Below are 14,111 nucleotides of genomic sequence, written 5' to 3' on the forward strand. Positions count from 1 at the left end.
CATGCCCCCGGCCAAAAAGGCGAAGCCCCGCACCCGAACGTACGACCCCGCCAAGACCCGCACCGCAGTCCTCACCCAGTACGCCAACATCCGCACCGCCGTCCGCACCCTCACCCCCGACCAACTCACCCTCCCCACCCGCCTCGGGGACTGGACCGTCCGTGACCTGGTCGCGCACGTCACCATGGCCGTGGAGACCGTCAGCCGCAACCTTGACCGGGACGAGCCGGCGAAAGCCGAACTCGCCCTTCTCGACTGGCCGTTCGCCACCGCTGCCCGCGCCGCCGACATCGCCGGGGGCACCCACGAGCTGGCTGCCGGCCACCCCGACCGCGATTCCCTCAACGCCCTCTACTCCCTCACCGAACATCGCCTCACCCAACGCCTGGCCACGGCCCCCGGCACTCGCCGGCTCGCCACCCGCACCGGCGCCATGACCCTCGCCGACTACCTGGTAACCCGCACCGTCGAACTGATCGTCCACACCGACGACCTGAACGACGCGGTCCCGGGCCTCGACATCCCGTACGACCGTCAGGCCCTCGCCACCTGTACCCGTCTCCTCGCCGACACCCTCGCCGCCAAGGCCCCCGGCGGCTCCACGGAGGTCCGGATCCCGCCGTACGCCGTGGTGCAGTGCGTCGAGGGCCCGAGGCACACCCGTGGCACCCCGCCCAACGTCGTCGAGACCGACCCGCTGACCTGGATCCGCCTGGCCACCGGCCGGGTCACCTGGACCGACGCCCTCGACAAGGCCCAGGCCAGCGCGAGCGGCGAACGCGCCGACCTCGGAGACCTGCTCCCCCTCATGTCCTGACGCCAGCCGCCGTACGGAGAATCCGCATCCTTCGTACGGGGAGTCCGCATCCTTCGTACGGGGAGTCCGCATCCTTCGTACGGGGAGTCCGCATCCTTCGTACGGGGAGTCCGCAGCCCTCGTACGGAGAATCCGCACCCTTCGTACGGAGAATCCGCACCCCCCGCCAAAAAGCGGCCGGACGGGAACCGCCCACCCGCCCCTTCCGTCCCACCGGCATGAAAACGCAGCGACTGACGAGCCTCAGCCTCGGCCTCCTGACCCTCACCGTGCTGCCCCTCGCCGCGGCCTGTGGCAGCGAGAAGGACAGCGGCGGCAGCCAGACCGTCGGGACGGGGTCCGGGACCGCGGACGTCACCGGCGTCCACTGGACCGTCGACGACCTCACCGTCGACGGGAAGAAGAGCGACGCACCGGCCAGCGCCTGGCTGAAGATCGCCAAGAACGGCGAGGTCAGCGGCAACCTCGGCTGCAACGGCTTCGGCGCCAAGGCCACCGTCGACGGCGACGAGATCGCCCTCGGACAGTTCCTGTCGACCGACATGGCCTGCGAGTCGATGGGCTTCGAGAACACCCTCACCAAGGCCCTCAAGGACGGCACCCTCACCGCCAAGGGCACCGAAACCGCCAAGGACGCCCAGCAGCTCACCCTCACCACCAAGACCGGCGACACCATCCACCTCACCGAGGAGAAGGCAGCCGCCCTCTACGGCACCAAGTGGACGATCACGACACTCGGTGCCACCAGTGACGGGAACAGCGACAGCGCGGCCGTCTCCCCCCTCCCCTCCGGCGCCGACGCCTACCTCGTCCTCGACCAGAAGAAGGGGACCGTCAGCGGCAAGGCTGGGTGCAACAACGTTTCTGCTGATGCGACGGTAAGCGACGGCACTATCACTTTCGGCAGCCCGTCGACCACCCGAAGGATGTGCGACGGCTCACTCATGGAGGCCGAGAAGACACTGCTGGGTCTCTTCGACGGCAAGGCGACGTACAAGATCGATCACCGGAGCATGACGCTGACCAGCGCAGACGGCGCCACGGTCAGCGCGACGGCCGCCGATTGAGCCCCTACCGCAGTCCACGGCCGCGCAGCACCCCTGTGTCACAGTCGCATTCCCTAATTCGGACCAGTGGTCGATCTCGCCTACACTCGGTGGCGTGCCACGTGGTGACGGTCGACTCAGTCATGATCTGCTCCCCGGCGAGAAGGGCCCCCAGGACGCTTGCGGCGTCTTCGGGGTCTGGGCCCCCGGCGAAGAGGTCGCCAAGCTCACTTACTTCGGGCTCTACGCCCTACAGCATCGAGGCCAGGAATCCGCGGGAATCGCGGTCAGTAACGGCTCCAAGATCCTTGTCTTCAAGGACATGGGCCTCGTCTCCCAGGTCTTCGACGAGACCTCTCTCGGCGCCCTCCAGGGGCATATCGCGGTCGGTCACGCCCGCTACTCGACCACCGGCGCCTCCACCTGGGAGAACGCCCAGCCCACCTTCCGCGCGACCGGCCACGGCTCCATCGCCCTCGGCCACAACGGCAACCTCGTCAACACGGCGCAGCTCGCCGAGATGGTCGCCGACCTGCCCAAGCAGCACGACGGCCGCACCCCGCGCGTCGCGGCGACCAACGACACCGATCTGCTGACGGCCCTCCTGGCCGCCCAGAACGACGACGACGGCAAGCCCCTCACCATCGAAGAGGCCTCCGCGCGGATACTCCCGCTGGTCAAGGGCGCCTTCTCGCTCGTCTTCATGGACGAGAACACGCTCTACGCCGCCCGCGACCCGCAGGGCATCCGCCCGCTGGTCCTCGGCCGGCTCGAGCGCGGCTGGGTCGTCGCCTCCGAGTCCGCCGCCCTCGACATCTGCGGCGCCGCCTATGTGCGCGAGATCGAGCCGGGCGAGTTCGTCGCCATCGACGAGAACGGCCTGCGAACCTCCCGATTCGCGGAAGCGAAGCCCAAGGGCTGTGTCTTCGAGTACGTCTATCTCGCCCGCCCGGACACCGACATCGCCGGCCGGAACGTGTACCTCTCCCGCGTGGAGATGGGTCGGAAACTCGCCAAGGAAGCCCCTGTCGAGGCCGACCTGGTGATAGCGACCCCGGAATCCGGCACCCCGGCCGCCATCGGCTACGCGGAGGCCTCCGGAATCCCCTTCGGCGCCGGCCTCGTCAAGAACGCCTATGTCGGACGTACGTTCATCCAGCCCTCCCAGACGATCCGCCAGCTCGGTATCCGGCTGAAGCTGAACCCGCTGAAGGAAGTCATCAAGGGCAAGCGCCTGGTCGTCGTCGACGACTCGATCGTGCGCGGCAACACCCAGCGCGCGCTGGTTCGTATGCTCCGCGAGGCCGGGGCGGCCGAGGTCCACATCCGGATCTCGTCCCCGCCAGTCAAGTGGCCCTGCTTCTTCGGCATCGACTTCGCCACTCGCGCCGAGCTGATCGCCAACGGCATGACCATCGACGAGATCGGCACCTCGCTCGGCGCCGACTCCCTCTCGTACATCTCCCTCGACGGCATGATCGAGGCGACCACCATCGCCAAGCCGAACCTGTGCCGCGCCTGCTTCGACGGCGAGTACCCGATGGACCTCCCGGACCCCGAACTGCTCGGCAAGCAGCTCCTGGAGACCGAGCTGGCCGCAGGGCCCGCCGCCACGGCCGCGGCCGACGCGATCCGTCGCCCGTAAGCCCGTAAGCAGCCATAAACCTGCACTACGAGCAGTACGACACGAAAGTTCTCACAAGTCATGCCTGAGACCCCTGGGACCGCTGGTGCCAGCTACGCAGCCGCCGGCGTCGACATCGAGGCGGGCGACCGCGCCGTCGAGCTGATGAAGGAGTGGGTGAAGAAGACGCAGCGCCCCGAGGTCCTCGGCGGCCTCGGCGGCTTCGCCGGCCTCTTCGACGCCTCCGCCCTCAAGCGCTACGAGCGCCCGCTGCTCGCCTCCGCGACCGACGGCGTCGGCACGAAGGTCGACATCGCCCGCCAGCTCGGCGTGTACGACACCATCGGCCACGACCTGGTCGCCATGGTGATGGACGACATCGTGGTGTGCGGCGCCGAGCCGCTGTTCATGACCGACTACATCTGCGTCGGCAAGGTGCACCCCGAGCGCGTCGCCGCGATCGTCAAGGGCATCGCCGAGGGCTGCGTACTGGCCGGATGCGCTCTGGTCGGCGGCGAGACGGCCGAACACCCGGGCCTGCTCGGTCCGGACGACTTCGACGTCGCCGGCGCCGGTACGGGCGTCGTGGAGGCCGACCGCCTGCTCGGCGCGGATCGTATCCGTACGGGTGACGCGGTCATCGCCATGGCGGCCTCGGGGCTTCACTCGAACGGGTACTCACTCGTCCGGCATGTCCTCCTGAACCAGGCGGGCCTGTCCCTGGACGCGCACATCGACGACCTCGGCCACACCCTCGGCGAGGAGCTCCTGGTCCCCACCAAGATCTACTCCCTGGACTGCCTGGCCCTCACCCGCACCACGGACGTCCACGCCTACTCCCACATCACCGGCGGCGGCCTGGCCGCCAACCTGGCCCGTGTGATCCCGGACACCCTCCACGCGATCGTCGACCGCTCCACCTGGACCCCGGCCCCGATCTTCGACCTGGTAGGCAAGACAGGCGCGGTAGAACGCCTGGAACTCGAAAAGACCCTGAACATGGGCGTAGGCATGATCGCCATCGTCCCCGAGGACTCAGCAGACGCAGCCCTGACAACCCTGGCGGACAGGGGCGTGGAGGCCTGGGTGGCAGGCGAAATCACCGACCGAGGCGACCACAAGACGGGCGCAGAACTGGTAGCCGACTACGCGACCAACTAGGGGAGGGCCAGGCGGCGCAGCCGCCGACCCTAGGGGCGCGGGGAACTGCGCGAGCAACCACAACGCACGCGCACTCGCCCGACAACACCAGCCCCCGACCCAATAGGCGCCCCCGCCCAACCCAAGCGGAGCGGCAACGCACAAAACCCGGTCCGGCGCTTGGATCGCCCGGACCGGGAGAGGTGCAGCTGATGCCTACAGGTACAGGATCTGTGTCGACATGTTCAGCGCGCCGCAGGCAGACGTAAAACGTCAAGCACCGCGACGTTGTTGCGACGAGGGGCCTGAGGACTGGTCGTCCTCATCCTCATCGTCGTCGTTGTACAGATCCGCGTACTGAGCGTACGGGTCGTCTTCTTCCTCGTCGTCGTCCTCGAACGGCTCGCCATTCGGCGGCTGGCTCGAAGTCGAAGCGCCCAGCTCATTGGCCAGACGCGAGAGGTCAGTCCCGCCGCTGCTGTACTTCAGCTGGCGGGCGACCTTCGTCTGCTTGGCCTTTGCCCGGCCGCGCCCCATGGCTCGACCCCCTCGGATACGGGGCTCGGTGGCCCCAGAGTCTTGACACGCGTTCATGTTCTGGAACGGGCTCTCCGCAGAGAGACCGGTCCGTAGGGCTTCCACGGTACCTGAGCCCACGCCCATACGGTACGTCGCCCGCAGCACGTGCCGATGCCCAGCACCCGCGAGGTGCCCTGTCCCCGCTGGTCAACCGCGATTTTAACCACTTCTTCGCGGCCGACCCGCCGACGGGAGTGAGAGTTCTCTCCAACACCCCGTCGGCAGGTACCTCCGCGCTCCGCGGACCTACCGGTTCCGCCGGGCCTCCGCCATCCGCTGCTCGGCGATCCGGTCGGCCGCCGCGGCCGGCGGAATCCCGTCCGTCTTCGCACGTGCGAATATGGCCAGCGTGGTGTCGTAGATCCGGGCCGCCTTCGCCTTGCACCGCTCGAAGTCGAACCCGTGCAGTTCGTCGGCCACCTGGATCACGCCACCGGCGTTCACGACGTAGTCGGGCGCGTAGAGGATCCCGCGGTCCGCGAGGTCCTTCTCGACGCCCGGGTGCGCGAGCTGGTTGTTGGCGGCGCCGCACACGATCCTGGCGGTCAGCACCGGGACCGTGTCGTCGCTCAACGCCCCGCCCAGCGCGCAGGGCGCGTAGATGTCCAGCCCCTCGGTCCGGATCAGCGCGGCGGTGTCGGCGACGGCCGTGACCCCGCCGTCCGCGTGCGTGGCCAGAATCCGACGTACGGCGTCCTCCCGTACGTCCGTGATCACGACCTCGGCGCCTTCCTCGCGCAGATGCCGCACCAGGTGGTGCCCGACCTTGCCGACCCCCGCGACACCAATGAGGCGCCCGCGCAGCGACGGATCGCCCCACAGATGCTGGGCGGAGGCCCGCATCCCCTGATACACGCCGAAGGCGGTCAGCACGGACGAATCACCCGCACCGCCGTTCTCCGGGGACCGCCCGGTCGTCCAGCGGCACTCGCGCGCGACCACGTCCATGTCGGCCACATACGTACCGACGTCACACGCGGTGACGTACCGCCCGCCGAGCGAGGCCACGAACCGCCCGTACGCGAGAAGCAGTTCCTCGCTCTTGATGGTGTCCGGATCGCCGATGATCACGGCTTTGCCGCCGCCGTGGTCGAGGCCGGCCATGGCGTTCTTGTACGACATCCCGCGCGCGAGGTTCAGCGCGTCGGCGACGGCCTCCGCCTCGGTCGCGTACGGGTAGAAGCGGGTACCGCCGAGCGCGGGGCCCAGGGCGGTGGAGTGGATGGCGATGACGGCCTTGAGGCCGGAGGGCCGGTCCTGGCAGAGCACGACTTGCTCATGACCCCCCTGGTCCGAGTGGAACAGGGTGTGCAGTACATCAGCAGGCGCGCCGGTTACGTCGGTCACTGTGGTGACTCCAGGGTAAGTAGCGGCGGTTGGGGCTGGAGCCCGTACGGGTGGCGGGCCTCCGTGGGCATGAGAGTAAAGCCCCTCCCCGGCCTCCGTACGCCAACCGTCCCCGCAGTGCCAAGGATCACCCACGGGTGACGTGAGACCGTACGACGGTTTGCATAATTTTCCCGTGCTGCTGTGTGCTGGTTCTGCTGTTTATCTGGGTTTTCCTGGCTGTCCAGGGGGGAGGGAGCAGGCGTGCCCAAGGTGTCCTCGGTGATCGTTCCGTACGCGTCCTACTTGCGCGTCTACGAGCCGCTGGCGGCCTTTCCGGAGCCGGAGCGCGGCCACTGGGCGCGCTACGCCCGGCGGCCCGACCGGCCCTCGTACCAGGACGAACTGCGCCGTTCCCTGGCCGACCTGCTGCCCACCCCGCCGGTCGCGGTGCCGGTGCACGAGAGCGCCGACGCGTTCGTGACCGAGGTCGACGGGGTGGTCTGCGTCTGCCCCTGGCGCACCAGGCTGCGCGGCTGGCAGGCGCTGGGCGAGCTGGCCGGGGAACTGCCCGCGCCGGTCCTGGACGCCGTTCTGCCGCCTCTCGTACGCCATCAGGCCACCCAGGACTACGAGCGCTGGCTGACCCGCAACCCGGACGCCCGCCCATGGATCCGCACGGCGACCTGGGAGGTGCCGCTGGACTGGTTCGTGCTGGTCTCCGACGAGGAGCGCGAGTACGACAAGGGTTCGGGGGCCGACGAGGGCGCGGCGCCGCCCGTACTGCGCTACCGGACGCCGATGGTCCAGGCGCGGCGGCGCGTGGCGCGGGGTCTGCGGACCCTGCGGGACACCCTCGACGAGGGGCCGCTGATCGACGAGCTGCTGGACGTCGGGCGGTGGCTGGAGGAGTTCCATCCGCGGTCGCTGGTCGAGCTGGACTACGGCGGGCTCGTGCACGTACTCCCGGCCGGTGAGCTGGCCGGCGACCACTCGGCGGCGGACGTGGCCGAGGGCATCGAGGCGCTGCGCGACGGGGACGGCGAGGCGGCCGGGGAGGCGTACGGGCGGCTCGTGGACCGGTGGCGGGCGGTGCGGGACCGGCGGTCGGCGAACTGACCGTCGATCCCGTTCAGAACTGACAGTTCGTCAAAAAAGGACTCCCTGGAACGTGAGTTCCATTTTTGTGGGACGCTCTTGGGGCTGCCGTGGGACGTAGGTCCCGATCCGGGCGTTTGTGTCAAGCGTGACGGACCGCACGTACAGGTGGCTTGCGTCCCTTGCCCCTCCTCGTGCCAAAATAGGACAAGGAGTCCGGGGGAGGCTCTATCTGCCCATCTTTGGGTGGAATCTCAGCATTGCACGCTATGGGGGGTCTCGTGACTCCTGATCGCCAGTGTGACTGATCGTCACACTGGCGTGACTGTCCGCTATGACATGGTCCATTGGCTTCCGTCGCCGATGGGCACCTGGGAGGGCAATTCCATCGGTTTGGCCTACGCGGTTGGACAGATGGTGTAGTTGTAGTGCCGAGGACAAGCCGTTCGTCCTATAACCGACTCGACCCGCGTCCGCCATTTCGGGCAACGCGGGTCAAGGTGCAGAATTTAGAGGAATGAACCGAGAAGGTTCGGTTCTCCCGAGGAGGCCGCTCATGACCGCTCGCACCCCTGATGCCGAGCCGCTGCTGACCCCGGCTGAGGTCGCCACCATGTTCCGCGTCGACCCCAAGACGGTCACGCGGTGGGCGAAGGCCGGCAAGCTCACATCCATTCGCACGCTCGGCGGACACCGCCGTTACCGCGAGGCCGAGGTTCGCGCTCTGCTTGCGGGCATTCCGCAGCAGCGCAGCGAGGCCTGACCAACTGAATAGTCGGACGTTTCGGCAGGTCCCCCAACTATCGGCCGAGCCGTCCGGCGGCAACACCAGCAAGAACAGCAGTAGCAACAGCACCAACAGCTTCAACGACGTGGGTCTGCCCCAACAGGCCTGACGCTCAAGGCAGTTCCGTCAGTTCCATGGCTTCAAGCGTGCGTCGTAGAGATCGCGCTGGACTCCGCCGAGTCCAGCGCGATCTTTTTTGTGCCCATCGTGGGTGGTGGCACGTGGTGGCACGTGGTCCTGTGAGCGGGCTTGTTGGAGTCTGAGGAGGCTGGTGCAATTGCACATATTAAATTGACCGGTTGTAGGTGGTGGGTAAGAACCCACCTTTTGAAAACTCATGCGGTGACACCCGTCACATGCCCTGCATCTTGTTGACGAAGCGGCAAGAGTGCTAGTGGGACGTGCTGTTGGCACCGGGTGCCTCGTCCGCCTCGGTGTTCGTCTCCGTGTCCGAGTGCTCCAGGGCGAGCCTCAGTAACCGGTGGCAGATCGGACAGTGCCGCGTGAGATGGCGGTACCCGCTGGCGGCCGACAGATGTGCCCGAAGCAGAGCACGCGTCTCATGCCGCCGCGTGGACGCCGCCATACGCCACCTCCAGAAGGGGGACAGGGCAACGAAGGCCCTGCTCTCTGGGTACCTGGGGAGGGCGGCGCCGTCAATAAGGCGACAACGCGAGGAGGCCCGAGTCGTGAGACTCGGGCCTCCTCGTACTTCACTGCGGTCCTGACGGGATTTGAACCCGCGGCCTCCACCTTGACAGGGTGGCGAGCACTCCAAACTGCTCCACAGGACCAGGTTTCGCGGCACTTGTTGCTGCGCTGTGCTGCGAAAAGAGACTGTACAGGAGGGTGAGCCCAGGGTCGAACTCACCCAACGTGCCGGGGGCGTTACGGCGCCTGGGCGTCGATCGCCTTCACGATCCGCTTGTCCGACACCGGGTACGCCGTGCCCAGCGCGTGGGCGAAGTAGCTGACGCGGAGCTCCTCGATCATCCAGCGGATGTCCAGCACGGCGGAGGGCACCGGGCGCCCCTGCGGCAGCTGTTCGAGGAGCCACGCGTACTCGTCCTGCATCTCGTGCACCTTCTCCATGCGGGTGGTGTCCCGCTGGACGTTGGTGGGCATCTGCTGCAGGCGCCGGTCCACGGCGACGAGGTAGCGCATCAGGTCGGGCAGCCGGCGCAGACCGGCCGCCGTCACGAAGCCGGGCCGTACGAGGGCGTCCAGCTGCTTGCGTACGTCCGTCAGGTTCGGGAGCAGCACAGCGCTCCGTACGCCCTTCAGACGGCGCTCACAGGCCTGCCAGGCGGCCAGCACCTGCTGCACCTGGCTGACCGCGCGGACGGTCGTGTCGACGATCTCCGCGCGGACCTTGTCGTACAGCTTCCGGTGGGACTCCTCGTCCCATGCCGGGCCCCCGAAATCGGCGATCAGCTTGTCGGCCGCGGCCATCGCGCAGTCGTCGAAGAGGGCCTGGATCGAACCGTGCGGATTGGCCGACAGCGCGAGCTTCTGAACATTCGTCAACTTCTCGGAAGCGAACTTCGCAGGGTTGACCGGGATGTTGCGCAGAATGAGCCGCCGGGTGCCCTTCCACATCGCCTGCTGCTGCTCCGCCTCGGTGTCGAAGAGGCGTACGGAGACGGTGTCGCCGTTGTCGACCAGCGCCGGGTACGCCTTCACGGGCTGGCCGGCCCGGCGCGTCTCGAAGAGGGGGGTGAGGGTCCCGATCGACCAGTCGGTCAGGCCTGTGCGTTCGAGGGACTCGCCGCCGGCGCGCTCCGCGGTGGCAGCGGCGGCCTGGGAGATGGCCTGGCGGGCCTTCGGCTTGAGCTGGAAGCGCAGTACCTCCAGGTCCTTGTCCTCGGCCAGCTTGCGGCGCCGTTCGTCGACGATCCGGAAGGTGATGCGGAGATGGTCGGGGACCCGGTCCTGGTCGAAGTCGTCGGCGGAGAACGGGACTCCGACCATGAGCCTCAACTCGCGGGCCATGGTGGTGGTCAGCGGCTCCTGGAGGGGCGTCGCGGTGTCCAGGAAGCGCTTGGCGAAGTTGGGCGCCGGGACGTAGTGGCGCCGGATCGGCTTGGGGAGGGAGCGGATCAGCTCCGTCACCAACTCCTCCCGCAGGCCCGGGATCTGCCAGTCGAAGCCCTCGTCCGTGACCTGGTTCAGCACCTGGAGCGGGATGTGGACGGTCACACCGTCGGCGTCCGCACCTGGCTCGAATTGATACGTCACCCGGAACTTGAGCGGGCCCTGGAGCCAGGTGTCCGGATAGTCGTCCTTGCTGACGTCACCGGCACGCTCGTTGATGAGCATCGCCCGCTCGAAGTCGAGGAGTTCGGGCTCCTCGTGCCGCTTGTGCTTCCACCAGGAGTCGAAGTGGGCCCCGGAGACCACGTGTTCGGGAACCCGCTGGTCGTAGAAGTCGTACAGCGTCTCGTCGTCGACCAGGATGTCCCGGCGCCGCGCCCGGTGCTCCAACTCCTCGACCTCGGTGAGGAGCCGGCGGTTGTCGGCGAAGAACTTGTGGTGGGTCCGCCAGTCGCCCTCGACCAGCGCGTTCCGGATGAACAGCTCGCGGGAGACTTCGGCGTCAATGCGCCCGTAGTTCACTTTCCGCTGGGCGACGATCGGTACGCCGTACAGCGTCACCTTCTCGTACGCCATCACCGCCGCCTGGTCCTTCTCCCAGTGCGGCTCGCTGTAGGTGCGCTTGAGGAGGTGCTCGGCGAGGGGCTCGACCCACTCGGGTTCGATGCGCGCGTTGACGCGGGCCCACAGCCGCGAGGTCTCCACGAGCTCCGCCGACATCACGAAGCGCGGGGGCTTCTTGAACAGGGCGGATCCGGGGAAGATCGCGAACTTGGCGTTGCGGGCACCGACGTACTCGTTCTTGCCGGAGGCGGTGGCGCGGGGACTGTCGCCGGTCGCGGAGGAAGCTCCGGTGGCCTTCGTCGTCGCTGTCGTGTCCTTCATCCCGATGTGGGAGAGGAGGCCGGCCAGGAGGGAGACGTGGACGCTCTGCTCGGGGGCGTCGTCCTCGTTGAGGTGGATGCCCATCTGGCGGGCCACGGTACGGAGTTGGCTGTAGATGTCCTGCCACTCGCGGATGCGCAGGAAGTTCAGGTACTCCTGCTTGCACATCCGCCGGAACGAGGACGAGCCGCGTTCCGCCTGCTGCTCACGGACGTACCGCCAGAGATTGAGGAACGCGAGGAAGTCGGACGTCTCGTCGCGGAAGCGGGCGTGCTGCTGGTCGGCCTGCGTCTGTTTCTCGGCGGGGCGTTCGCGCGGGTCCTGGATGGAGAGCGCGGCGGCGATCACCATGACCTCGCGCACACAGCCGTTCTTGTCGGCCTCCAGGACCATCCGGGCGAGGCGAGGGTCGACGGGCAGTTGGGCGAGCTTGCGCCCGGTGTCCGTGAGGCGTTTCCTCGGGTCCTTCTGGGCCGGGTCGAGGGCGTTCAGCTCCTGGAGCAGTTGGACGCCGTCGCGGATGTTGCGGTGGTCCGGCGGGTCGATGAAGGGGAACTTCTCGATCTCGCCGAGACCGGCCGCGGTCATCTGGAGAATGACGGAGGCGAGATTCGTACGGAGGATCTCGGCGTCCGTGAACTCCGGGCGGGCGAGGAAGTCGTCCTCGGAGTACAGCCGGATACAGATGCCGTCGCTGGTCCGTCCGCAGCGGCCCTTGCGCTGGTTGGCGCTGGCCTGGGAGATCGCCTCGATGGGCAGTCGCTGGACCTTGGTGCGGTGGCTGTAGCGGGAGATACGGGCGAAGCCGGGGTCGATGACGTACTTGATGCCGGGGACGGTGAGCGAGGTCTCGGCGACGTTGGTCGCCAGAACGATCCTGCGCCCGGTGTGTTGCTGGAAGACGCGGTGCTGCTCGGCGTGGGAGAGCCGAGCGTAGAGCGGCAGGACTTCGGTGAACCGGTAGTTCTTTTTCGTGAGCGCGTCGGCGGTGTCGCGGATCTCGCGCTCGCCGGAGAGGAAGACGAGGATGTCGCCCTTGCCCTCGCCCTGAAGCTCCTCGACGGCGTCGCAGATCGCGGTGATCTGATCACGGTCGGAGTCGTCGGAGTCCTCTTCGAGAAGAGGCCGGTAACGGACCTCGACGGGATAGGTACGCCCGGAGACCTCGACGATGGGCGCATCCCCGAAATGCCGGGAGAAACGCTCGGGATCGATGGTGGCGGAGGTGATGACGACTTTGAGGTCCGGCCGCTTGGGCAGCAGCTGGGCGAGATACCCGAGCAGGAAGTCGATGTTGAGGGACCGCTCGTGGGCCTCGTCGATGATGATCGTGTCGTAGGCGCGCAGCTCGCGGTCGGTCTGGATCTCGGCGAGCAGGATGCCGTCGGTCATCAGCTTGATGAAGGTGGCGTCCGGGTTCACCTGGTCGGTGAACCGCACTTTCCAGCCAACGGCTTCACCGAGAGGCGTGTCCAGCTCGTCGGCGACGCGCTCGGCGACGGTACGGGCGGCGATACGACGGGGCTGGGTGTGCCCGATCATGCCGCGCACGCCACGCCCCAGCTCGACGCAGATCTTCGGAATCTGGGTGGTCTTGCCGGACCCGGTCTCACCGGCCACGATGACGACCTGGTGATCGCGGATGGCGTCCGCGATGACGTCCTTCTTCTGGCTGACGGGGAGTTGCTCGGGATAGCTGACGGAGGGCACACGGCTGCGCCGCTCGGCCATGCGCAACTCGCCCTTGGCGACCTCCGCCTCGATCTCGGCGACGACGGCGGCACGGGCTTCCGGCTTACGGATCTTGCGCGCACCTTCGAGCCTGCGCCCGAGCCGGTGCGCGTCGCGCAGGGACAGCTCGGTCAGGCGGGGGGCGAGATCGCCGAGGGCGGAAGCGGCGGGGCCGGGGGCGGAGGCGGGATGCGTAGACATACGCGATCCAGGATCTCACCTCGGCCAAATTCCTGGCGAACCCTTTTGCCTCGCCCCCGCCGCCCCTACCCGTCCCCATCCTCGGGGGCTGCCGCCCCCGAACCCCCACCCCGGCCCTGAACGGGCCTTGTCCTCAAACGCCGGACGGGCTGAATACGCAAGCGCCGGCCGGCACCATCCAGCCCATCCGGCGTTTCAGGACGAGCGCGTTCAGCGCGACTTTCCCACCCACCCGCCTGCCACCACCCTCCAGCCCGTCCGGCGTTTGAGGACGAGGCCGTTCAGGCCGAAAGGGGGGTCTGGGGGCGGAGCCCCCAGAAGGATGGGACGGGTAGGGGCGGCGGGGGCGAAAAAACCAGGCCCGACCCGCCCCGCTCACACCCCGGACGACCCAGTAACCGTCTCCACCGTCTCCGTACCCCGCCGCCCCGTATCCCCCAACGCAATCGTCTTCGCGGTGTTGGACACCGCCTTGATGCTCAGATACGCGGTCGTCATCGTGCTGACAGCCGTGAACGCCGCAGTCAGGATGCCGACGACCACCGCCGAGTCCCCGTGCAGACGCCACACACCGGCGATCGCGACCCCGGCTATCGCGACGTTGCTGATGATCACAGCCAGCAGCCCATACAGCGCCCGGCTCCTCTCCAGCGCGTCATGATCCTGCTTGACCCTTGCCCCGCCCTGCCCCATCGTCCCCGCTCCGCCCGCCACTCACCGCACGATCCCGACCGGCCAGAACCTAGCGCCGCCCACAACCCCCTGCCAACCGTGGACACGACA

The 14,111-nt window shown here is 68.0% G+C and carries 10 protein-coding genes, 1 tRNA gene and 1 pseudogene; 6 read left to right on the forward strand and 6 right to left on the reverse strand.

The window, feature by feature from the left end; genetic code table 11:
* Position 1: 1 nt before the first annotated feature.
* The 4 genes from LUX31_RS23820 to purM all read left to right on the forward strand — a co-directional run bounded on the left by LUX31_RS23820 (position 2) and on the right by purM (position 4,648).
* On the forward strand, positions 2-817 hold the full coding sequence (locus LUX31_RS23820) for a maleylpyruvate isomerase family mycothiol-dependent enzyme (RefSeq protein WP_235476994.1): 816 nt from the start codon (positions 2-4) through the stop codon (positions 815-817).
* Between the two features lie 218 nt (positions 818-1,035).
* Positions 1,036-1,884 carry an META domain-containing protein gene (locus LUX31_RS23825; protein ID WP_235476995.1) on the forward strand — a complete coding sequence of 283 codons (849 nt, stop codon included), beginning with the start codon at positions 1,036-1,038 and terminating at the stop codon, positions 1,882-1,884.
* Positions 1,885-1,978: 94 nt separating this feature from the next.
* Positions 1,979-3,508 carry an amidophosphoribosyltransferase gene (gene purF, locus LUX31_RS23830; RefSeq protein WP_235476996.1) on the forward strand — a complete coding sequence of 510 codons (1,530 nt, stop codon included), beginning with the start codon at positions 1,979-1,981 and terminating at the stop codon, positions 3,506-3,508.
* Between the two features lie 60 nt (positions 3,509-3,568).
* Complete coding sequence (gene purM / locus LUX31_RS23835) at positions 3,569-4,648, forward strand: phosphoribosylformylglycinamidine cyclo-ligase (protein WP_235476997.1); 1,080 nt, start codon at positions 3,569-3,571, stop codon at positions 4,646-4,648.
* Positions 4,649-4,900: 252 nt separating this feature from the next.
* Here purM and LUX31_RS23840 read toward each other — a convergent pair whose 3' ends face one another.
* Together LUX31_RS23840 and LUX31_RS23845 are read right to left on the reverse strand one after the other, a co-directional pair.
* Complete coding sequence (locus LUX31_RS23840; protein WP_105975228.1) at positions 4,901-5,164, reverse strand: DUF3073 domain-containing protein; 264 nt, start codon at positions 5,162-5,164, stop codon at positions 4,901-4,903.
* Positions 5,165-5,452: 288 nt separating this feature from the next.
* The gene (locus tag LUX31_RS23845) at positions 5,453-6,553 is read right to left on the reverse strand and encodes a Leu/Phe/Val dehydrogenase (protein WP_235476998.1); all 1,101 of its coding nucleotides are present in this window, start codon (positions 6,551-6,553) and stop codon (positions 5,453-5,455) included.
* Between the two features lie 243 nt (positions 6,554-6,796).
* Here LUX31_RS23845 and LUX31_RS23850 point away from each other — a divergent pair, with 243 nt between their 5' ends.
* Both LUX31_RS23850 and bldC read left to right on the forward strand, forming a co-directional pair.
* Positions 6,797-7,651 carry a hypothetical protein gene (locus LUX31_RS23850; protein ID WP_235476999.1) on the forward strand — a complete coding sequence of 285 codons (855 nt, stop codon included), beginning with the start codon at positions 6,797-6,799 and terminating at the stop codon, positions 7,649-7,651.
* 535 nt (positions 7,652-8,186) lie between these two features.
* On the forward strand, positions 8,187-8,393 hold the full coding sequence (bldC, locus tag LUX31_RS23855; RefSeq protein ID WP_003949541.1) for a developmental transcriptional regulator BldC: 207 nt from the start codon (positions 8,187-8,189) through the stop codon (positions 8,391-8,393).
* A gap of 469 nt (positions 8,394-8,862) precedes the next feature.
* On the opposite strand, the pseudogene LUX31_RS23860 reads toward bldC, so the two are convergent.
* The 4 genes and pseudogenes from LUX31_RS23860 to LUX31_RS23875 form a co-directional block, all read right to left on the reverse strand.
* Positions 8,863-9,003: pseudogene (locus LUX31_RS23860) on the reverse strand (DUF6274 family protein); the annotation flags it as partial.
* 133 nt (positions 9,004-9,136) lie between these two features.
* Positions 9,137-9,211, reverse strand: a tRNA-Asp gene (locus LUX31_RS23865).
* A 94-nt stretch (positions 9,212-9,305) separates the two neighbouring features.
* Positions 9,306-13,328 (reverse strand): ATP-dependent RNA helicase HrpA, encoded by a 4,023-nt coding sequence (gene hrpA / locus LUX31_RS23870; RefSeq protein ID WP_235477001.1) that lies wholly within the window; start codon positions 13,326-13,328, stop codon positions 9,306-9,308.
* Between the two features lie 375 nt (positions 13,329-13,703).
* Positions 13,704-14,021, reverse strand: coding sequence for a hypothetical protein (locus LUX31_RS23875; RefSeq protein WP_235480032.1), 318 nt, complete (start codon positions 14,019-14,021; stop codon positions 13,704-13,706).
* Between the last annotated feature and the right edge of the window lie 90 nt (positions 14,022-14,111).

It is taken from the genome of Streptomyces sp. GQFP (genome assembly GCF_021545335.1).
Taxonomy (GTDB): Bacteria; Actinomycetota; Actinomycetes; order Streptomycetales; family Streptomycetaceae; genus Streptomyces.

Bases quoted from the DNA above. Each gene is read 5' to 3' on its own strand.
- LUX31_RS23820 (WP_235476994.1), top strand. From the start codon at position 2: ATGCCCCCGGCCAAAAAGGCGAAGCCCCGCACCCGAACGTACGACCCC.
- LUX31_RS23825 (WP_235476995.1), top strand. From the start codon at position 1,036: ATGAAAACGCAGCGACTGACGAGCCTCAGCCTCGGCCTCCTGACCCTC.
- purM (WP_235476997.1), top strand. From the start codon at position 3,569: ATGCCTGAGACCCCTGGGACCGCTGGTGCCAGCTACGCAGCCGCCGGC.
- LUX31_RS23840 (WP_105975228.1), bottom strand. From the start codon at position 5,164: ATGGGGCGCGGCCGGGCAAAGGCCAAGCAGACGAAGGTCGCCCGCCAG.
- bldC (WP_003949541.1), top strand. From the start codon at position 8,187: ATGACCGCTCGCACCCCTGATGCCGAGCCGCTGCTGACCCCGGCTGAG.
- hrpA (WP_235477001.1), bottom strand. From the start codon at position 13,328: ATGTCTACGCATCCCGCCTCCGCCCCCGGCCCCGCCGCTTCCGCCCTC.
- LUX31_RS23875 (WP_235480032.1), bottom strand. From the start codon at position 14,021: ATGGGGCAGGGCGGGGCAAGGGTCAAGCAGGATCATGACGCGCTGGAG.